This is a genomic window from Dyella japonica A8 (genome assembly GCF_000725385.1).
Lineage (GTDB): Bacteria > Pseudomonadota > Gammaproteobacteria > Xanthomonadales > Rhodanobacteraceae > Dyella > Dyella japonica_C.
On record NZ_CP008884.1, the window covers coordinates 1,617,420 to 1,637,802 of the forward strand.

The window sequence follows — 20,383 nt, forward strand, 5'->3', positions numbered from 1 at the left end:
GCAGGATGGGGCGTTCCAGGAAGAGCCATGGCAAGCGCTCTGGCAAGGCAGCGGCTGCGCCGCCGTCGCCAGTGCCGGCACCGCCACCGGCCGCTGAGCCTCGTCATCGCCACCTGTGGTGGTTGCCGCTGGGTGTGGCCGTGCTGGTGCTCGTCCTGTTTGGCATCTGGTGGTTGCGCGCGCCCGCGCCAGGCGTAGCGACCGCACCGGTGGCCACGGCTGCTTCGGCCGCCGCGCCTGCATCCCAGGCCACGCCACCGGCGCACTACGTCGGTGCACAGGCATGCGCTTCGTGCCATGCGAAGGAAACCCAGGCCTGGCAGCAATCCCATCATGCGCTGGCCATGCAGGTGGCCGACGACAAGACTATCGAGGGCCACTTCGAGGGCACGCTGAAGGCGGATGGCTCCACCGCCGGCTTCTTCAAGCGTGACCACGCGTACTTCGTGAAGACCGACGGGCCGGACGGCAAGCCCGGCGAGTTCGAGGTGAAGTACACCTTCGGCGTCTATCCTCTGCAGCAGTATCTCGTCGCCTTCCCGGACGGCCGCTTGCAGGCGCTGCGCGCGACCTGGGATGCACGCCCCTCCGCCGAGGGCGGGCAGCGCTGGTTCAACCTCTATCCCGGCGAACACATCGATGCGCACGACACGCTGCACTGGACACGGCTGAACCAGAACTGGAACTTCATGTGCGCGGACTGCCATTCCACGAATGTGCAGCGCAACTACGACGTGGCCAGCAACACCTTCAAGTCGACGTGGAGCGAGATCAACGTCGCCTGCGAGGCCTGCCACGGCCCGGGCTCCCGCCACGTTGAATGGTCGAACGCCAGCGGCGACAAGAAGAAGGCCGATTCATCCAAGGGGTTGACCATCGCGCTCGACGAGCGCAGGGACATGCACTGGATCCCCAATCCCGCGACCGGCAACCCCGTGCGCAGCGCGCCGCTGTCTACGCATCGCGAAGTGGAAACCTGCGCGGTCTGCCATGCGCGCCGGGGCATCATCGCCAAGGATACGGCGCCCACGGGGCGCCTGATGGACACGCACGATCCCGTGCTGCTCACCGAGGGTCGTTATCACGCCGACGGCCAGCAGCTGGACGAGGTCTATGTGTATGCCTCGTTCCTGCAGAGCCGCATGTATGCCAAGGGCGTTACCTGCAGCGATTGCCACGATCCGCACACCGGCAAGACCCGTGCACAGGGCAATGCACTGTGCGAGAGCTGCCATACGCCGGCCGTCTACGACACGGCCCAGCACACCATGCACAAGGACGGCAGCGCCGGCTCGCAATGCGTGGCCTGCCATATGCCGTCCAAGAACTACATGGTGATCAACGCGCGGCCGGATCATTCCATTCGCGTGCCGCGGCCGGATCTCACCGTGCAATACGGTGTGCCGAACGCCTGCGCCAACTGCCATGCCGACAAGGGCGCGCCGTGGGCAGCGGATGCCATCACGAAGGCGCACGGACCCGAGCGCAAGGGCTACCAGCACTTCGTCGAGGCGCTGGATGCAGCGCGACACGGCAAGCCCGGTGCCGCATCGTTGCTGACCACGCTGGCGGGCGATGCCTCGTCCCCGACGATCGCCCGTGCCACGGCTGTCGGCGAACTGCGCCACTACGCCAGTCCTGACGCGGTGCCAGCGATCCAGGCGGCGCTCGGCGATGCCGACCCGCTCATGCGTGAGGCAGCGCTCGACGCGTTGCTGGCTTTTCCCACCGAGGTACGCGGGCCGCTGGCGGCACCGCTGGCGGATGACCCGGTGTTGGCCGTGCGGGTGAAAGCCGGCCGTGTGTTGGCGGGCGTGCCCGACGCGCCGCTCGATGCGAACCAGCGCATGGCGCGTGACCGCGCGTTCGCCACCTACCGGCAGGCGCAGGACGCCATCGCCGATCGGCCCGAATCGCATTTCGATCTGGGTCTGGTCTATGTCGAGCGTGGCGATACCGCGGCGGCGGAGCAGGCGTTCCGGCAGGCATTGAAACTGCAGCCGGATTTCGTGCCCGCTTATGTGAACCTGGCGGACATGTATCGGGCGATGGGCCGCGAAGCGGATGCCGGCAAGCTCATCGACGAGGGGCTCAAGGCCGTGCCGGGCAATGCCAACCTGCTACATGCCAAGGGCCTGGCGCTGATCCGCCAGGACCAGTCGAAGGAGGCGCTGACCTGGCTGGAGCGCGCGCATCGCGCCGAGCCGGCCAATGCACGGTTCGCCTACGTCTATGGCGTGGCGCTCAACTCGGCCGGGCAGGGCGAGCAGGCACGCAAGCTGTGGGAGGAGAGTCTGCGAACGTCACCGTACGACCCTTCGCTGCTGTTCGCCTTGGCGGGCGCCGAACGCGACGCCGGCAACAAGGACCAGGCCCGCGGTTATGCCGAGCGGCTGGTGGCGGTGGCGCCGCGCTCCCGCGAGGCCCGCGAGTTGCTGCAAAGCCTGGGTGGCGACAGCCTGCCGGCCTTCCGTTGATGGCTGGCGGTGGGGGCTGAACTCAGCCCCCCGACGCGGTGCGTCTGGCGCGCGCTCCCGGCCGATTGGAAACAGGCTTCGAAACGGCGGGGTTCAGGGCGACGGTCAGCCTGCGGTGATCTGGTCCGTTGATAGTGGCGACGATGTCGCGCCCGGTGGCGTGACATGGCGCTGGACCGACACATGACGAGGAAGCCACCATGATTCGCTGGCGCGGCGGGTTCGCTCTGCTTCTGGCATGGGGCGGCATCCATGCCGCCGTGGCCATGGAGATCCGGCATGACCTGGCCTACGGGGCGGCGCCAGCCCAGCGTCTGGACGTCTATCTGCCTGCGACCCCGCACGACGCGCCCGTCATCGTGATGGTTCACGGCGGCGCCTGGATGATCGGCGACAAGTCCCATCGTGCCGTGGTCGAACCCAAGGCCACCCACTGGACGCAGGCCGGCTATGTCTTCGTCTCGGTGGACTATCGCCTGTGGCCGCAGGCCGGTCCGCTCGAACAGGCGAACGACGTGGCCGATGCGCTGGCCTACGTCCAGCAGCATGCGAAGGCGTGGGGCGCCGATCCCTCGCGGATCGTGCTGATGGGGCATTCGGCCGGCGCGCACCTGGTGGCACTGCTGTCGTCGTCGCCCTCATTGGCCACGGGGCGCGGAGCACAGCGCTGGCTGGGCACGGTGTCGCTCGATGCGGGTGCCATCGATGTGCCGGGCATCATGGGTGCGCCGCATGCGGGCTTCTACGACCGCGTGTTCGGCAAGAATCCTGCGTCATGGCGGGAAGCCTCGCCGATCGACCGGCTTGGCCGGGATGCCCTGCCGATCCTGCTGGTGTGCTCCCGCCAGCGGAAGGCGTCGTGCCCGCACAACGAGGGGTATGCGGCGAAGGCACAAGGGCTTGGTGTACGGGCCAGCGTGCTGCCCGAGCCGCTCACGCACGGCCAGATCAATGCGACGCTGGGGGAGCCCGGCGACTACACCGGCGCCGTGGATGCCTTCCTGCACGGCCTTGGCCTGCCCTGACGCGACGCTTCATCGCGCCAGGGAAAGCCAGGCGGCGTGACTAGCGTCGATCCAGCGAGTATTTGCCGGGGCCGGCGATGCACAACAACAGCAGGCCGCCGGCGATGCTCACGTTCTTGTAGAAATTGATCATCGCGCCGATGCGCTCGGGGTCCACCATGTTCCAGAACTGGTGGCCGATCACCGCTGCGGCCAGCGTGTACAGGCCCAGCAGGATGGCCAGCGGCCGCGTATAGAACCCGATGGCGATGGCGATGCCGACGACGAACTCCATGATCACTGCGATGGCCGCCGTGACCGCCGGCATGGGCACCCCTACCGAGCTCATGTAGGCCGTCGATTCGGAGAAGCTCATGAGCTTGCTCCAGCCGAAGATGACGAACAGGATCATCAGCAGAAGGCGAGCGAGGAGCAGCATGCCGTCTTTGCTGCCTGCCAGTAACGTATAACGCATGGTCGTTCTCCCATGACTCCACGCAAGGCATGCGGGTGGGTAACCCGCGTGGACCGCGCCACCCACGCGACGCGGTCGACAACACTATATGCCTGCGCGCGGCCGATGGTGCAGTCCCGGTGGGCGGGTCATGCGTCCTCGGGTATATCGCTCTTGTAACGGTCGGCGGCCACGCTGCGCGAAAGCTCCGGCAGCATGTGCCGGCGTGCCTCCTCGAAGCGCTTCCATTCCGCACCGTCGACCAGCGACGGGATGGTGACCAGCTCGCCCTGGTCGTAGCCGGTCAGCGCCGCGTCCACCATTTCATCCACTTCCATGATCATGCGGGGAGGGAACGCATCGACCCCGCCCGTCGCGTTCCAGATCGCGGTGCGCGTCACGCCGGGCAGCACGCACTGCACGCGGATGCCGCGCGCGGCCACTTCCTTGTGCAGCGTCTGCGTATAGGACAGCACATAGCTTTTGCTGGCGGCGTACGCGCCGTCGAACAGCTCGGGCGCCAGCGCCAGGATCGATGCGATGTTGATGATGCTGCCCCGGCCACGGGCCAGCAGGCGCGGCAGCAGGGCGGCAACCAGGCGCGAAGGTGCGGTGACGTTGAGTTCGATCATCGCCTGCACAGCGTCCGGGGTGGTCTGCGTCAACGCCGGTCCGCCCTCGATGCCGGCATTGTTCACCAGGACGCCAATGGCATCGTCCGCGGACAGTCGCCGTTCCACGCGGGCGCGTTCGTCCGGCACGGTCAGGTCCGCCGCCAGCACTTCCGCTTTCACGGCATATTCACGGGAAAGCCGCAGGGCCAGCGCTTCCAGCCGCTCCTCGTTGCGGGCCACCAGCACGACCGGATGGCCGCGCCGGGCGAAACGGTCCGCGTAGGCCGCGCCTATGCCGGCGGACGCGCCGGTGATCAGGACCGTGTCGAGCTGTTCCACGACGACCATGGTGTCTCTCTCTGGCTGCGGGGTGAGGATGGCGTGATCGCGTCGGTGCATGGCAACGCCCGCCCAAGCTTGCGCCCGCCAGCACGCGGTGTCACGCCGCGCGCGGTTAATTCTTCAGTAGATATACCTATCGCCTTTGGGTGGTTTTTCGCTCGTGGCCCAAGGCGTCCTGTTCGAACATGACCGGGTGAAGGATGCGCCAGCCGCGCATGCGCGGATCGCATCCGCCCTCCCACACCGAACCCGGCACCGGGCGATCGATACCCACAGGAGACATCATCATGAAGACGTTCCCACATTCCACCCGTTACCTGCTTGGCGCGGCGATGGCCCTCTCGACCCCGATGTTCGCCTGGGCACAGCAGGCGACCACGGAGCCTGCCGTGCAGTCCACCGCGGACGAGCTGGCGCGCGAAGACAAGACGATCACCGCGACCGTGGTGTCCGTGGACCAGCAGGAGCGCTTCATCACGCTCAAGGGCCCCAAGGGCAAGGAAGTGACCATCCAGGCCGGACCCGAAGTGAAGAACTTCGACCAGCTGAAGGCGGGCGACCAGGTGACGGCGCACTATCAGGCCGCCGTGGCCGTGCAGATCATGCCCGCCGGCAGCGCCAAGCGCGATGTGACCTATGACGCCGGCCAGGCAACCGCGGCGCCGGGGAGCAAGCCGGGCGTGAAGGAAGGGCAGGCGGTGACCGTGACCAGCAAGCTCACGGCGATCGACCTGAAGAACCACACGGTGACCCTGAAGGGCCCCGACGGCAACGAGCGCACGATTGCCGTGAAGGATCCGGAACGGCAGGCGAAGATGAGCGAACTGAAGGTGGGCGACATGGTCGTTGCCACCTATGTCGAAGCCCTGGCGGTCACGGTGACGCCGAAGGCCAAGGCGGCGAAGTCCAAGTGAGTCAGAGAGGGCCGCGATGCGGCCCTCTCTTTGCTTGGCACAGGGATGGGTGCACAGGCGCAGGATGCGCGGGCCGCTGGTCTGTGGGAGCGCACCCTGTGCGCGACGGCGGCGCACACAGTTCCCGCTCCGTCAGGTTGTCGCGCACAGGGTGCGCTCCCACAGGGGCCACGCCAGTGCCAGGGGCGCTTACGGAACCCCGCCATCCCGAATCAACGCCAACACCTCATAGCATGCACCCATGGTGTGGTAGTCGGTCTTGCCGGCGGGGCTCTTCTCGTCGTCATACTTGCGGTTGTCGCGCGTGAGGATGCGGAACCACGCACCGTACGTGTGATCGATCATGTGCTCCCACGAATACGCCCACAGTTTCTGGTACCACGTGTCGTATTCGGCCAGCCCCGTGCGCGCGTGCAGCAAGGCGGCAGCGGCAAGGGATTCGGCCTGCACCCAGAAATACTTGTCGTCATCGCACACGGTGCCGTCCGGTGCAAAGCCGTAGGCCATGCCGCCGTACTCGTTGTCCCACGAGCGGGCGAGCGCCGTATCGAACAGGTGCTTGGCGGTGGGCACCAGCCAGTTCTCTTCGCGGCCACGCTCGAGCAGCAGCGGTTCCATGATCAGCAGCAGCTTGGCCCACTCGGTCTGGTGGCCGGGCTGGAAGCCCCACGGGCGGAACAGGTGCTTGGGATTGTCGAGGTTGTACTTCCAGTCGACGTTCCAGTTCACGTCGTAGTGTTCCCACACCAGGCCATCGGCCTTGGCGGCTTGGCGGCGCGTCATGTGGTCCGCCAGTTGCAGCGCGCGTTCGAGATAGCGCGGCTCGTCGCTGGCCTGGTAGGCGGCGAGCATGGCCTCGCACATATGCATGTTGGCGTTCTGGCCGCGGTAGTCGGTGAACTGCCACTGGTCGTTCGCCTCGTCGCGGTACAGGCCGGCGTCGGCGTCCCAGTAGCGCTGTTCCAGCAGGTTCCAGGTTTCGTCCATCCACGCGCTGGCTTCGCGCACGCCGGCCTTCAGGGCGGTGGAGTAGGCGAGCAGCACGAAGGCCACGCCGTACGCGTGGTACATGGTGTCCTCGGGCTTGCCGTCGCGGATGGTCCACGCATAGCCGCCCGTGGCCGGGTTGCGGTGCACGTCGCGCAGATAGCGCAGGCCGTGGTGCACGGCATCGAGGTACTCGGGGTTGCCGAACTCGTTATGCGCCATCGCGTAGTTGAAGACGAAGCGCGTGCTGCTGACCAGGTGGCGATGGCTGCGATCGTAGATCGTGCCGTCGTCCTTGTAGTAGTGGAAGAAGCCACCGGCCGGATCGATGCAGTGCGGGTGGTAGAACGCCATCGTCGTGGCGATGTGTTCGCGCAGGAACGCCGCGCTGCGGACATCGGGCGTGGTGGTCATGCGTAGGTCTCCATGAAGCTGAACACTTCGGCTTCGTCGGGAATGGCCGAGAACGAACCCTGGCGCGTCACGGTGAGTGCGCCACAGGCCGACGCGAAGCGCAGCGCTGCATGCAGGCGGGGCAGTTCGGTGATGAGGTGGTCGATGCGGTGCGCGGTGTGGTCCAGCTTGGCAAGCTGATGCAGCAGGCCGCCGACGAAGGCGTCGCCCGCCGCGGTGGTATCCACGGCCGGCACGGAATACACCGGCAATTCGCCTTCCACGTCGGGGTGGAACCAGCGCAGCGCGTTCGCACCGTCGGTGATGATGACCAGGCGCGTGCGGCCTTTCCAGAGTTTTTCCAGCGTCGCTTCCTCGCCGTCCACGGCGAGCCAGGCGAACTCCTCGGCGCTGAGCTTGACCACGTCGGCCAGGTGCAGCGCAGGCCAGATCAGCGGACGCGGTTCCACGTCGCGCGGCCACAGTGCCGGGCGCAGGTTGAGGTCGAAGCTCACCAGGGCGCCGGCCGCGTGCGCGCGACGCATGCCTTCGCGCGTGGTTTCGGCCAGCGCGGCATCCGTCATGCTGTTGGAACAGACGTGGAATACCGCCGTGCCCTTGAAGCTTTCCGGGTGGAAATGCATGGGGCGGAACAGCAGGTCGGCCGACGGCGGGCGATAGAAGCTGAAGCTGCGTTCGCCGGTCGCATCCAGCGATACGAAGGCGAGGGCCGTATTCGCTTCGCCGGTGCGCGCGACGCCGTCGGTGTTTACGCCGACGCGACGCAGGCTGTCCAGCAGGAAATCGCCGAACATGTCCTTGCCCAGCATGCCGGCGAAGGCCGAGTCGCCACCCAGGCGCGCGACCGCCACGGCGACGTTGGCCGGCGCGCCGCCGGCGTAAGGGACGAAACTGCGGGGGAAGCCGGCTTCGTCGCCGCCTTCGCTGTGGAAATCGATCAGGGCTTCACCGAAGCAGAGGATGGTGCGTGACATCTGTTGTGCGACTCAGTGGGTAACGGGCGTGACGGGATCGCGTACAAGCGAACCGCGCAGTCCATAGAAGATGATGTAGCCGTAGCAGAGCAGCGGCAGGATAAAGGCGTGCTGGATGCCCATGTGGTCGGCCAGCACGCCCTGCGCCAGCGGCACCAGCGCGCCGCCGACGATGGCCATGATCAGCAGGCTGGAGGCCTTGCCGGTGAGCGGGCCCATGCGTTCGATGCCGAGCGCAAAGATGGTCGGAAACATGATGGAGTTGAACAGGCCAATCGCGATCACGCTGGCCATCGCCACGTTGCCCTGCGTGAGCATGGTGGTGAGCACCAGCAGGCCGGCGATGGCGGCAAAGACCGCCAGCAGCTTGCGCGGATTGAAATAGACGAGCAGGGCCGAGCCGGCAATGCGGCCCACCATGGCGCCGCCCCAGTAGTACATCACGTGGCCGGCCGCCGCCTGTTCGCTCATGTGGCCGATTTCCGGCAGCGACAGGTAGTTCACCAGGAAGCTGCCGATGGACACTTCCGCGCCCACGTAGAAGAAGATGGCAAGCACGCCGAAGAACACGTGGCTGTGGCGCAGCGCGTCCATCAGGGTGTGGTGCGAGGTGTCGGCCTGTTCGGTGGACTCGGTCAGCGGCGGCAGGCGGAACAGCCACACGCCATTGGCGAGCACGACCAGCGCAAGGCCCAGCCCGAGATAAGGCACCTGCACGAGTTCGGCCTGCTTCTGTCGATAGCTGGCGAGCTGCTGCGTGGTTTCCTGGGTCAGGCCTGCGCGCACCTTGGCGAACTGCGCGGCGTCATCGGCAGCCAGCCGCGAGGACGCCAGCTTGTCCAGCGCAGTGGCGAGCGTGGCGGCGGGCAGGGTGGCCAGCTGTTGCGGCGACATGGCCGAGAGCGTGGCCAGCAGCGGCGCACCGGAAAGGGTATCCACCACCTGCGCCATCGGCTGGGCCGGCAGGCGCACGATGCTGTTGGCCAGGTCCGCGGCCGGCAGGCGATCGAGGGCGGTGGCCGAGGCATCGTCCAGCGCGGCGACGAGCCGGTCAGGCGGCGCCTGGCGAATCGCCTCCAAGGCCTGCGCCGCCGGTGCGCTGTTGAGGGTCTGCACCAGCTGCACGGTTTCCGGTGCTTGGCGCAGGGCCAGCGGAATCACCGCGGTGGCGGCGGAGAGGATCAGCAGGCCACCGAACTTCGGCCCGATGGTGGTGCCCAGCGAATTCATCGCCTGCGCCAGGGTCAGGCGGCTGGAGCTGGTGCGCTCAGGGCCCAGCAGGGCGACATAGGCATTGGCCGCCACCTGCAGCACCGTGATGCCGGTGGCGAGCACGAACAGTGCCGCCAGGAAGGCCGCATACGAGTGCAGCTGCGCCGCCGGCCAGAAGCCGAACGCACCGACCGCGGCAATCGCCAGCCCCGCCACGATGCCTTTCTTGTACCCCAGGGCGGCCACCACGCGGCCGGCCGGCAGCGACATCAGGAAGTACGCGCCGAAGAAGGTGAACTGCACAAGCATCGCCTGCGCGTAGTTCAGCTCGAACACCGTTTTCAGGTGCGGAATCAGGATGTCGTTGAGGACGGTCAGGAACCCCCACATGAAGAAGATCGTGGTGGTAACCGCCATCGCCATCGGATAGTCCGTATAGCGCGTCTTTCCGGTGGCCGGCGACGTGGTCGCCGACTGGATGGGTGGAGCTGCGAAGGCCATGCGTTATCCGAAGGGTCAGGAGTGAGGACAGCTGCTTTCGCGCACGACCAGGTCCACTGGCGCGACGAGGGTGCCCGAGGGCGCCTGCGGATCCCGCAGGCGGGCGAGGAGCATGTCGGCCGCCTGCCGCCCGCGGGCGCGCGGCGCGGTGGACAGAGTGGTCAGCGACGGCATGCTCATGGCGGCTTCGGCGATGTCGTCGAAACCGGTGACGGCGAAGTCGCGCCCGGCCTGCCGCCCGTGCTGGTGCAGGCCGAGCATCAGGCCCAGCGCGACCGCGTCGTTGTAGCAGACGGCGGCGGTCGGCACGGTGGCCTGTCCTTCGAACAGGGCCCCCGCCGCGCGTGCGGCGTCCGTGCGGGTGGGCGTGCTCTGCACGCGCCATTGCGGCTCGATGGCAAGCCCAGCCGCCTGCATGGCCTGGCGGTAGCCCGCGTAGCGCTGGCGGGTCGAGCTGGCGTGGTCGTGTCCGCCGAAGAAAGCGATGTGCCGGTGGCCCTGGGCGATCAGGTGCTCGGTGGCCATGCGGGCGCCGCGCTCGTTGTCGAGCATCAGGCGATCCCAGTGCGCGTATTCCGGCAGTTCGCCGCCGAGCTCGCGGTTGAACAGCACCACCGGGGTATGCGTGCCAACGGCGGCCAGCACCTTGCGCGCCTCGCTGTCTTCCGCCGGGGAAAGAATGATGCCGCCCGGGCCGTGCTCGATCAGCGAGCCCAGCACGGCATGCTCGCGCTCGGCGGAGTCGCCGGTGCTGCCGAGCAGGGTGACGAAGCCGGCCGCGCCCAGGGTCTCGTCGACACCGGCGGCGAATTCGGCGAAGAACGGGTTGGCCAGTTCATTGATGACCAGCGCCACGCTGGAGGACGTACGCCGGCGTAGGTTGGCGGCGGCGCGGTTGTAGACATAGCCCTGGCGGCGCAGTTCTTCCTCTACCCGCGCCCGGGTAATCTTGTTCACTAGGGGGCTGCCTCGCAGCACCAGTGAAACCGTGGCGCGCGACACCCCGCAGCCCGCTGCGATGTCGTTCAGTGTGATCTTTCTTCCGACCGGGGTCTGGCTTTCCATCGCAGGCCTGGGTTAATTGGAACGATCTAAAGGTACCTCGCCTCCGTCGCGGACGAAACCGATTTCGATGGCGCGACGCAGCATGCAACGATGCCTGCTTGGGTGTTAGCGTCAGGCGAAATTAGAACGATTCAAATCTACTGCTTTGGGGAATTCTATGCGTTGTCCGTCCTTGCGCGCATACCTGCCCGGTCTGCTGGCGGTTGCCGTGTCCCTTGCCCTCGCGGCACCGGCCGGGGTCCAAGCCGCCGAGGGGCATTCGGCCGATGTCGATCCCCGCATCGGCACCGGTGGGGATGGCCACACCTTCCCCGGAGCCACCGTCCCGTTCGGCATGATCCAGCTGTCCCCGGACACGGCCATGCCGGACTTCAAGCACGCCTACAAGTACGCCGCCGGCTACCAATACGGCGACGGCAGCCTGCTGGGCTTTTCCCATACGCACTTCTCCGGCTCCGGCCATTCGGACATGGGCGACGTGCTGGTCATGCCCATGGCCGGTGAGGTCCGCCTGGAGCCGGGCGACGCAGCCAAACCGGGCAGCGGCTACCGCTCCCGCTTCAGCCACGACACCGAAGTGGTGCAGGCCGGCTATTACGCGGTGACCCTGAGCGACGGCGGTGTGCGCGCCGAGCTGACGGCCGGCCGCCGCATCGGCTGGCATCGCTATACGTTCCCGGCGGGCAAGCCGGCGCACCTGCTGCTGGACCTGCGCCCGAGCATCTACGACTACCCCGGCAAGGTGCTGTGGGCCAGCCTGCGCGTGCACGACGACGGCACTGTCACCGGCTGCCGCACCACGCGCGGTTGGGCGCCCGGCCGCGAGCTGTGCTTTGCCATGCGCTTCTCGCAGCCGATGAGCTCGCGCACGCTCTACAACCGCGAAACCGACGTGGTCTACAAGGGCTTCAAGGGCCCGGGCCATCAGCCGGAGGACCGCGATGCGCAGAGCGGCCGCGCGCTGGAAGGCGTGTTCGACTTCGGCAACCTCAAGCAGCCGCTGGGCGTGAAGGTAGCGATCTCGACGGTGAGCGAGGCCAATGCGGTCGCCAACCTCGATGCGGAAGGACAGGGCTGGGATTTCGACGCCCGCCGCGCCGAGGCGCGTGCCGACTGGGACAAGGCGCTGGCCTCCATCGACGTGGAAGGCAGCAAGGACCAGCGCGTCGGCTTCTACACCTCGCTCTATCACGCCCTGCTGTCGCCCACGCTGAGCATGGACGTGAACGGCCAGTTCCGCGGACCCGACGGCGCCGTGCACGAGGCCGTCGACAAGAACGGCAAGTTCGCCTTCCATTCCACCTGGTCGCTGTGGGACGTCTATCGCGCGCAGCAGCCGTTGATGGCCTTGCTGATGCCTGAGCGCAGCACGGATTTCATCCGCTCGCTGATCGCCTCGCGTGAAGCCAGCCCGTTCGGCATCCTGCCCGTGTGGGCGTACCAGGGCCTGGAGACGTGGTGCATGATCGGCTACCACGCGGTGCCGGTGATCGCCGACGCCTACGTCAAGGGCGTGCGCGGTTTCGATGCGGATGCGGCGCTGAAGGCGATGGTCGCCAGCGCGACCTATGCGCCGTACGGTGACCTCGGCGATTACATGAAGCTCGGCTACGTGCCCATCGACAAGGAGCCGGAAGCCGCCTCCAAGACGCTCGAATACGCCTACGACGACTGGTCGCTGGCACAGATGGCCAAGGCCATGGGCCGCAAGGACATCGCCGCCACCTTCGACAAGCGCGCAGGCAACTGGCGCAACGCGTACGACCCCAAGACCGGCTTCATGCGTGCGCGCAAGAGTGACGGCGCGTTCCGCGAGCCGTTCAACCCGGATACCGCCGGCTACGGCAGCGACTACACCGAAGGCAACGCGTGGCAGTACTCGTGGTACGTGCCGCAGGACGTCGCCGCGCTGGTCAAGGCCATGGGCGGCGACCAGCGCTTCGTCAGCAAGCTGGACAGCGTGTTCGACGCCAAGGTCGATCCGTCGCACTTCGCCAACGTCGAGGACATCACCGGCCTGATCGGCTGGTACGCGCACGGCAACGAACCCAGCCATCACCTGGCGTACCTGTACGACTATGCGGGGGCGCCATGGCAGACGCAGAAGCGGCTGAAGCAGATCATGGACAGCCAGTACGCCACGCGTCCCGACGGCCTGGCAGGCAATGACGACCTGGGCCAGATGTCGGCCTGGTACATCTTCACTGCGCTCGGTTTCTATCCGGTGACGCCGGCCAGTGACGAGTACGCCATCGGTCGCCCGTTCGTGGCGCGCGCCACCCTGCACCTGGCCGGCGGCAAGACCTTCACGGTCACGGCCGATCCGCTGGACGACGCCCATCCCTATGTCGGCGCGGTGACGCTCAACGGCAAGCCGCTGAACCGCGTCTTCCTGCGCCATGGCGAGCTGGTCGCGGGTGGCGAGCTGCACTTCACCATGCAGGCCGAGCCCAACCGTGCCTGGGGACAGGCGCAGGGCGAACGGCCTTCGTCGATGAGTGTCTCTACGACCAAGGTCGCGGACGCCTCCCGCAAAAGTGATACCAAAACAGCCCGATAGGTGGTGGCGTTTGCCGGGGTGATTCTGCAACTATGCCGGGCATGTTGCGCTCATCCTGGAAAACGGCGTCGACAAAACGACCGTCCATGAAGGACCGCGTCGCGCTGCGCTGGCGGCTGGGCGGCCTGCTGGCCGCCGTGCTGGTCATCGTGGCCTTGCCGTACGTGGTGACCCGCTCCGGCGCCAGCGAAGCGATTCTGGCGAACGAGCGCGTCACCCATTCCAGCGAAGTGAAGTCGCTCACCTACCGGATCGCCTACGTCACGCGCGACAGCGAGGCGTCGATCTATCGCCTTATTCATGGTGACGCGGACCCGCAGGTGCGCCTGCGCGCGGAACGGGCCACCCACGAGATGCCCGGCCTGCTGCAGCAGCTGCGCGAGATGACGCGCGACAGCCCCGACCAGCAGGCGCTGATCGGCTCGCTCAGTTCCACCGTCAGTGGCCGCCTTGCGCTGAGCGGGCAGGCCGTGATGCGCCACGACCATGGCGACGAGGCCGGCGCGAGCGATGCCATGCGCGACTCCGGCACGCTGTTCAAGATGGACGACCTGATCGACGGCATCGTGCGCAACGAAGACAGCACGTTGCTCAATCGCCGGGATGCCGCCAACCGCGAATCGTTCAACAGCGAACTGGCGCTGACCATCACTGCCATCGCGCAGGTGCTGCTGCTCGCCATCGTGGTCATCGTGTCCGAGCGCCAGATCAGCCGCCGCCTGCGCGCCGAAGTGCGCGAAGGGCAGGCCGTGCAGCGTTCGCAACTGATCGTGCAGGCGGTGCGCGAACCCATCGCGCTGCTCGACGCCAGCCTCGGCACGCTGCTGGTCAACGCCGCCTTCGGCGAGCTCTACGGTCTGCCGCCCGATTTCCGCCAGTCGCTGCCGCTTACCGAAATCGGCGACGGCGCCTGGAGCGACAGCGCCTTGCTGCAACGCCTCAACGACGTGCTGCTGCTCGATCGCGAGCTGTGGGATTACGAGCTGATACAGCGCACCGTCGACGGCGTGGACCGCCACGTGGTGATCAACGCCCGCCGACTGGAGCAGGATGGCGGCGGCGATCCGGTGCTGCTGCTGACCCTGAGCGATGTCACGGCGCGCGCACTGGTCGAGCAGCAGGTGAAGGAGCTGAACCGGCAGCTGGAGGGCAAGATCGAGCAGGTGTCGGACGTGAACCGTGAGCTCGAGGCCTTCAGCTATTCGGTGTCGCACGATCTGCGCGCACCGCTGCGCCACATCAGCGGCTTCGCCGGCAAGCTGCACCAGCACCTGGGCGAGCAGGCGGACGAGCGCTCGCGCCACTACATCGAGGTGATCAACGACGCCGCCAAGCGCATGGCGCTGCTGATCGAGGACCTGCTGGTGTTCTCGCGCCTGGGCCGCGGCGCGCTGCGCCTGCAGCCGGTGGACATGCAGTCGCTGGCGGACGAGGCCCGCGCGCTGGCCGAGACGGACGCGCACGGCCGCCATATCGTCTGGTCCATCGCGCCGCTGCCCATTGTCATCGGCGACGAGAACATGCTGCGCACCGTCTGGCAGAACCTGCTGGGCAACGCGGTGAAATACACCGGTAAATGCGAGGTGGCGCGCATCGACGTGGACGTGCAGCGCCACCGCGACGGCAGTTACGAATTCGTGGTGAGCGACAACGGCGCCGGCTTTGACATGCAGTACGCGGGTAAACTGTTCGGTGTGTTCCAGCGGCTGCACCGTGCCTCGGAATTCCCGGGCAACGGCATCGGCCTGGCCAACGTGCGTCGCATCGTCACGCGACACGGCGGCCGCGTCTGGGCGGATGCCCAGCCCGGCCAGGGCGCGCGTTTCCATTTCACCCTGCCGTCCTCGGACCTCGCAGAAAGCTTCGCGCAGAGGCGCCAATGAAACATCGAGACCTGCGTACCATCCTGCTGGTGGAGGACAGCCTCGCCGATGCCGAAATGGCGCTGGATGCGCTTGCCGGGGCACACCTTGCCAATCCCGTGGTGCACGTCGAGGACGGCGTGGATTGCCTGGATTACCTTTACTGCCGTGGCCAATGGGCCGGCCGCGAGCCGATCGACCCCGCCGTGGTGTTGCTGGACATCAAGATGCCGCGCATGAGCGGCCTGGAAGTGCTCACGCAACTGCGCGCGGACGACCGTTTCCGCCGGGTGCCGGTGGTGATCCTGTCCTCGTCGCGGGAAGAGAGCGACCTGGCGCGCAGTTGGGACATCGGTGCGAATGCTTACGTGATCAAACCGGTGGACGTGGACCAGTTTTTTGAAGCGGTGCGTACCTTGGGTCAGTTCTGGGCCGTGCTCAACCAGGGCCCGGATCATGTCTGAAGGCAACAGGACGGGACGGGAAGCTCCAGAACGGGGTGGTTGAACGTGGAAAGGCAGCAGTGGGCGTTGCCCCGAATCCGTGTACTGCAGATCGAAGACAGCCAGCTCGACGCCGAACTGGTGTTGTCCGAGCTGGATGCCGATCACATCGACTACGACGTGCGGCTGGTGGATGCGGAGCGCGAATATCTTTGCGCGCTGGATGAGTTCCAGCCGGATATCGTGTTGTCCGATTTGAGCATGCCCGGTTTTTCCGGGCAGCGTGCGCTGGACATCCTGCGCGAGCGCGACCAGGACCTGCCCTTCATCTTCGTCTCCGCGACGCTGGGTGAAGAGGCGGCCATTGAAGCGCTGCGCAACGGCGCCACCGATTACATCCTCAAGCAGAATCCCGCGCGCCTGGCATCGGCCGTGCGTCGCGCCATGCGCGAGGCGGAGGCGCAGCGCGTGCGGCGCCGTGCGGAAACCGAGCTGATCCGCGCGCAGCGCTTCGAGAGCCTGGCCATGCTGGCCGGCGGCCTCAGCCACGACCTGCGCAACCTGCTGCAACCGCTGCTGCTGGCTGGCGACAGCCTGCAGGATTACCAGGACGATCCGCGCCTGGCGCGCCTGGGCCGCCTCGTGCGCGACTGCGGCAAGCGCGGCCTGGACATGGTGCAGTCCATGCTCTCCTTTGCGCGTGGCGCGCGACGTGCCGAGCAGGTGCGGGTGGGGGCGCTGCTCGACGCGCTTGGCCTGCTGCTGCAGGGCAGTGTGCCGCGCAACGTAACGCTCAACCTGGACGCCTACGACCCCGACCTCAGCTTCGACGGCAACCATACCGAGCTGCAGCAATGCCTGCTCAACCTCAGCCTCAACGCCATCCAGGCCATGCCGGAGGGCGGCACGCTGCGCATTTCCGCCTCGCTGGCCTCCTTGCCGGAGAGCTTCTTTCAACCCGGCGAAGAATGCCGCGAAGGCAGCTACGTATGCCTGACCGTGAGCGACACGGGCACGGGCATGGACGATGCAGCGTTGCAGCACCTGTTCGAGCCGTTCTACACCACCAAGGAGAGCGGCACCGGGCTAGGCCTGGTCTCGTGCAAGCGCATCATCACCGCGCATGGCGGCGTGATGCGCGTGGACAGCCGGCCGGGTGAAGGCACGCGCTTCCACATGCACATCCCCCTGATGCAGCAACCCGGCGACGTGGTCGAGGAGCAGGGAAGCGTCAACCTGCAGGGCGAGGCCGAGCGGGTACTGGTGGTGGTGGAAGAAGCCGGCCAGTTGTCCCTGCTAGTCGACACGCTCGATTCGTGGGGTTATCAGGCCCATGCCAGCCAGAGCGGTACCGCCGCCCTGCAGTGGCTCGAGGCGCAAGGCGTGCCTGACCTGGTCGTGCTCGATGCGGACATGAACCTCTTCACCGGTGTGCGTACGCTGGCGGCTTTGTTTGACCACGGTTATCGCGGCGCGGTGATCCTGCTGGCACGACCGGAGGCGCCGCCGGACATGGACGAGCTCCCGGTGATGGAGCATCTGTATCTGGTGGACAAGCCGATTTCGACGATGAAGTTGTTGAGGACGGTGAGGGAGGCGCTGGAGGAGAGTGCGTCGGGGGTGGGGCCGATGGGGCCGGTGTAAGGGGGATTTTGTGGTTGTGGGTTTTCCTGTTGCTGTCGTGATGATGGCGGTGTAGTGGGAGGAGCTTGCTTCTTCTTGCCTTTGAGGCGGGGCGTTGAGGCCGTGCCTTGAGGGGAGGCGGGGGAGAGGGTTGGGTGTTGGGTTCAACCTAGCCTCACCGCTTCGTCCTTTAGCCGTCATCCCGGAGCCCCGCAGGGACTAGCTTCGCGTCGCAGGTCGGAAGCGCTTTGCAACAGCCGCGTGGCTGGTCATCCAGCGCGTCGGTGTTTGGTTGTCGCTTCGGACGTTGTCGCGACCGGGCCGCCTGCGCGGCGGGCGTTCCGTCCTCCTGCCGGAGGCCGGGTCACTTTCTCTTGCTTGCCCAAGAGAAAGTAACCAAAGAGAAGGGCCCCCCGGATGACGCGCCTTCCGGGCCTTTGGCCCGAAAGGTTCGCGGGCGGGTTCCGGGCTTTTCGACGGGGCATCCTGCCCCGACGAAAAGTGCCAGGGATCCATCCCTGGCACCCCTGCGGGGCCTGATCTCCACCCGCCCGCCGCGTCATACGGGGACCCGGTAGGTCAAAAGCCAAAGCAAGAGCCAAAGCCAAAACCAGAACCAAAACCAAAACCAAAACCAGAGCCAAAACCAGAGCCAAAGCCAAAGCCAAAGCCAAAGCCAAAGCCAAAGCCAAAGCCAAAGCAAGAACCCGCGCTGTCAGCGGAGCATCTCAAGGTGGCGAGTCCCTTGTGGGAGCGCACCCTGTGCGCGACCGCGGCGCCTCGTAGTCACCGCTCCGTTAGGTTGTCGCGCGCAGGGTGCGCTCCCACAGAAAAGTGAGGCGACCGTGCGTATTCCATCGGCGCCGAAGCGAAGCGAGGCCCCGCTTTAAGTCCTCTTCGCCAGGGCGCGTTGCGAAGCGCTTGGAAGTACCCGCTATGTAGAGGCGAAGGTGGCCAAGCAACGATCTGCCTCACGCGTTCGGGCTTATCCCCATGAAATGCTGCCAGCTCTGGCTCTTGAGGCCATTTTCTTTGGGTTACTTTTCTTTTGGGCCAGCAAAAGAAAAGTGACTCGGCCTTCGGCAGAAGGTCGAAACGCCCGCTGCGTAAGCGGCCAGATCGCGGGAGCGCACGAGGCGAAGACCCAACGTGACCGAAACTGGATCCCGGCCTGCGCCGGGATGACGGCAAAGATGAAACGGTGCGGCAACCATCCAACCCTCATCCCAATCCGCTCCAGACCTCTCTCCACACCCCTCTCCACACCCCTCTCCACACCCCTCTCCACACCCCTCTCCACACCCCTCTCCACACCCCTCTCCACACCCCTCTCCACACCGCGACCACCCATCACCCCTTCCCACGTCCCCCAAAACGGGCGAGGGGCCCAAACTCCAAACCGCCCCGAGCAACCCCCAAAAACAAAAAAGGCCGGACAATGTCCGGCCCCTTCGCATCGCATCGCATCGACCCGCTTCAGTCGATACCCAGCTTCTTCAACTTATACCGCAGCGCCCGGAACGTAATCCCCAGCTTCTTCGCCGCCGCGGTCTTGTTGTAACGCGACTCCTCCAGCGCCTTGATGATCGCCGTGCGTTCAAGGTTGCTGATGTAGTCGTCAAGGCCGCCATTGGCCGTGGCCGAGGCGGGCTGGGCAGGCTCAGCGGCTGGCATGCTTGCCGTGGCGGGCGTGGCTGCAGCGGCTTCAGCGTGGGCGCGCGGCGCGCGTTGCGGCAGCATCAGGTCGCTGACGTCGATCTGGTCGCCATCGCACATCGCCATCGCGCGCTCGAGGATGTTCTCCAGCTCGCGCACGTTGCCGGGGAAGTCGTAGCTCTCCAGCGCCTGCTGGGCGGCGGGCAGCAGGTGGCCGGGTGTGCCGCCGCTCTTGGTGGCGAGCTGGCGCAGCACGAAGTTGGCGAGCAGCGGCACGTCGCCGCGGCGCTCGCGCAGCGGCGGCACGCGCAGTTCGATGACGTTGATGCGGTAGAACAGGTCCTGGCGGAACTGGCCCTGTTCGACCAGCGCGGCAAGGTTTTTGTGCGTGGCCGAGAGGATGCGCACGTCCACTGGCACTTCCTCGCGCGCGCCGATCGGGCGCACGGCCTTTTCCTGGATCGCGCGCAGCAGCTTTACCTGCATGTGCAGCGGCAGTTCGGCCACTTCGTCGAGGAACAGCGTGCCGCCGTGGGCGGCCTGGAACAGGCCTTCCTTGTCGCCCACCGCGCCGGTGAAGCTGCCCTTGCGGTGGCCGAAGAACTCGCTTTCCATCAGCTCGGAGGGAATGGCGCCGCAGTTCACCGGTACGAACGGGCCGGTGGCGCGGGGGCCTTGTTCGTGGATGAGGCGGGCGACCAGCTCCTTGCCCACGCCGGACTCGCCGGCGATATACACCGGGGCCTGGTTGCGGGCGAGCTTGCCGATGGTGCCGCGCACCTGCTGCATGACGGGCGATTCGCCGATCAGCCGCTCGTTGCCATCGGGCTTGGCCGCGGCGTGGCCGCTGCGCTTTTCCTCGGCCAGGCGCAGGGCGGTGCGCACCAGGCGGCGCAACATCTGGATGTCGACCGGCTTGGAGACGAAATCGAAGGCGCCGGCCTTGAGCGCGCTCACCGCGGCATCGACGTTGCCGTACGCCGTGATCATGGCGACCGGCGTGTCCGGATGTTCGGCGGCGATCAGCTCCACCACCTCATGCCCCGTGCCGTCAGGCAGGCGCATGTCGGTGAAGCAAAGGTCGTAATGGCGTTCGGCGAGGGCGCGACGGGCTTCCGTCACGGTACCCACCGCATCGACCAGCAAATCCATGCGACCGAGGGTAATGGTCAGGAGTTCGCGAATATCGCGTTCGTCATCGATGACCAGAACGGTCTGTTGGCTCATGTCGTCAGTATTGCGCTGTGGACGGGGCTAGGATAACCGGCACCCCGCCAGTGG

15 protein-coding genes are annotated in these 20,383 nt (G+C 66.6%); 7 read left to right on the top strand and 8 right to left on the bottom strand.

Annotated features, from left to right (window positions below):
- The first annotated feature begins 5 nt into the window (after window positions 1-5).
- Window positions 6-2,477 carry a tetratricopeptide repeat protein gene (locus tag HY57_RS06670; RefSeq protein ID WP_019465387.1) on the top strand — a complete coding sequence of 824 codons (2,472 nt, stop codon included), beginning with the start codon at window positions 6-8 and terminating at the stop codon, window positions 2,475-2,477.
- Window positions 2,478-2,677: 200 nt separating this feature from the next.
- Window positions 2,678-3,502, top strand: coding sequence for an alpha/beta hydrolase (locus HY57_RS06675; protein ID WP_019465386.1), 825 nt, complete (start codon window positions 2,678-2,680; stop codon window positions 3,500-3,502).
- Between the two features lie 40 nt (window positions 3,503-3,542).
- On the opposite strand, the gene HY57_RS06680 is transcribed toward HY57_RS06675, so the two are convergent.
- Entirely contained in the window at window positions 3,543-3,956 is a 414-nt protein-coding gene (locus HY57_RS06680) for a DoxX family protein (protein WP_019465385.1), read from the bottom strand.
- A 128-nt stretch (window positions 3,957-4,084) separates the two neighbouring features.
- A complete protein-coding gene (locus HY57_RS06685; protein WP_235186627.1) occupies window positions 4,085-4,948 on the bottom strand; it encodes an SDR family NAD(P)-dependent oxidoreductase in 864 nt (287 codons plus the stop codon).
- A gap of 230 nt (window positions 4,949-5,178) precedes the next feature.
- Here HY57_RS06685 and HY57_RS06690 point away from each other — a divergent pair, with 230 nt between their 5' ends.
- The gene (locus HY57_RS06690) at window positions 5,179-5,805 is read left to right on the top strand and encodes a hypothetical protein (RefSeq protein ID WP_019465382.1); all 627 of its coding nucleotides are present in this window, start codon (window positions 5,179-5,181) and stop codon (window positions 5,803-5,805) included.
- 189 nt (window positions 5,806-5,994) lie between these two features.
- On the opposite strand, the gene HY57_RS06695 is transcribed toward HY57_RS06690, so the two are convergent.
- From HY57_RS06695 to HY57_RS06710, 4 genes are read right to left on the bottom strand one after another with little or no spacing between them, the layout of a single operon-like run.
- A complete protein-coding gene (locus HY57_RS06695; protein WP_019465381.1) occupies window positions 5,995-7,206 on the bottom strand; it encodes an AGE family epimerase/isomerase in 1,212 nt (403 codons plus the stop codon).
- On the bottom strand, window positions 7,203-8,180 hold the full coding sequence (locus HY57_RS06700; protein ID WP_019465380.1) for a carbohydrate kinase family protein: 978 nt from the start codon (window positions 8,178-8,180) through the stop codon (window positions 7,203-7,205). The genes HY57_RS06695 and HY57_RS06700 overlap by 4 nt, the downstream gene beginning before the upstream one ends.
- A gap of 12 nt (window positions 8,181-8,192) precedes the next feature.
- Complete coding sequence (locus HY57_RS20775) at window positions 8,193-9,893, bottom strand: sugar MFS transporter (RefSeq protein ID WP_019465379.1); 1,701 nt, start codon at window positions 9,891-9,893, stop codon at window positions 8,193-8,195.
- 15 nt (window positions 9,894-9,908) lie between these two features.
- On the bottom strand, window positions 9,909-10,958 hold the full coding sequence (locus tag HY57_RS06710) for a LacI family DNA-binding transcriptional regulator (RefSeq protein WP_026033946.1): 1,050 nt from the start codon (window positions 10,956-10,958) through the stop codon (window positions 9,909-9,911).
- Between the two features lie 157 nt (window positions 10,959-11,115).
- Here HY57_RS06710 and HY57_RS06715 point away from each other — a divergent pair, with 157 nt between their 5' ends.
- From HY57_RS06715 to HY57_RS06730, 4 genes are all read left to right on the top strand, one after another.
- Window positions 11,116-13,518 (top strand): GH92 family glycosyl hydrolase, encoded by a 2,403-nt coding sequence (locus tag HY57_RS06715; RefSeq protein WP_019465377.1) that lies wholly within the window; start codon window positions 11,116-11,118, stop codon window positions 13,516-13,518.
- Window positions 13,519-13,604: 86 nt separating this feature from the next.
- The gene (locus HY57_RS06720) at window positions 13,605-15,401 is read left to right on the top strand and encodes a sensor histidine kinase (RefSeq protein WP_019465376.1); all 1,797 of its coding nucleotides are present in this window, start codon (window positions 13,605-13,607) and stop codon (window positions 15,399-15,401) included.
- Window positions 15,398-15,844, top strand: coding sequence for a response regulator (locus HY57_RS06725; RefSeq protein ID WP_019465375.1), 447 nt, complete (start codon window positions 15,398-15,400; stop codon window positions 15,842-15,844). The genes HY57_RS06720 and HY57_RS06725 overlap by 4 nt, the downstream gene beginning before the upstream one ends.
- Before the next feature lie 66 nt (window positions 15,845-15,910).
- On the top strand, window positions 15,911-17,467 hold the full coding sequence (locus HY57_RS06730; protein WP_038580632.1) for an ATP-binding response regulator: 1,557 nt from the start codon (window positions 15,911-15,913) through the stop codon (window positions 17,465-17,467).
- 558 nt (window positions 17,468-18,025) lie between these two features.
- On the opposite strand, the gene HY57_RS21910 is transcribed toward HY57_RS06730, so the two are convergent.
- Together HY57_RS21910 and HY57_RS06740 are read right to left on the bottom strand one after the other, a co-directional pair.
- The gene (locus HY57_RS21910) at window positions 18,026-18,205 is read right to left on the bottom strand and encodes a hypothetical protein (protein WP_144240784.1); all 180 of its coding nucleotides are present in this window, start codon (window positions 18,203-18,205) and stop codon (window positions 18,026-18,028) included.
- Between the two features lie 717 nt (window positions 18,206-18,922).
- The gene (locus tag HY57_RS06740) at window positions 18,923-20,329 is read right to left on the bottom strand and encodes a sigma-54-dependent transcriptional regulator (protein ID WP_019464623.1); all 1,407 of its coding nucleotides are present in this window, start codon (window positions 20,327-20,329) and stop codon (window positions 18,923-18,925) included.
- Window positions 20,330-20,383: the final 54 nt, after the last annotated feature.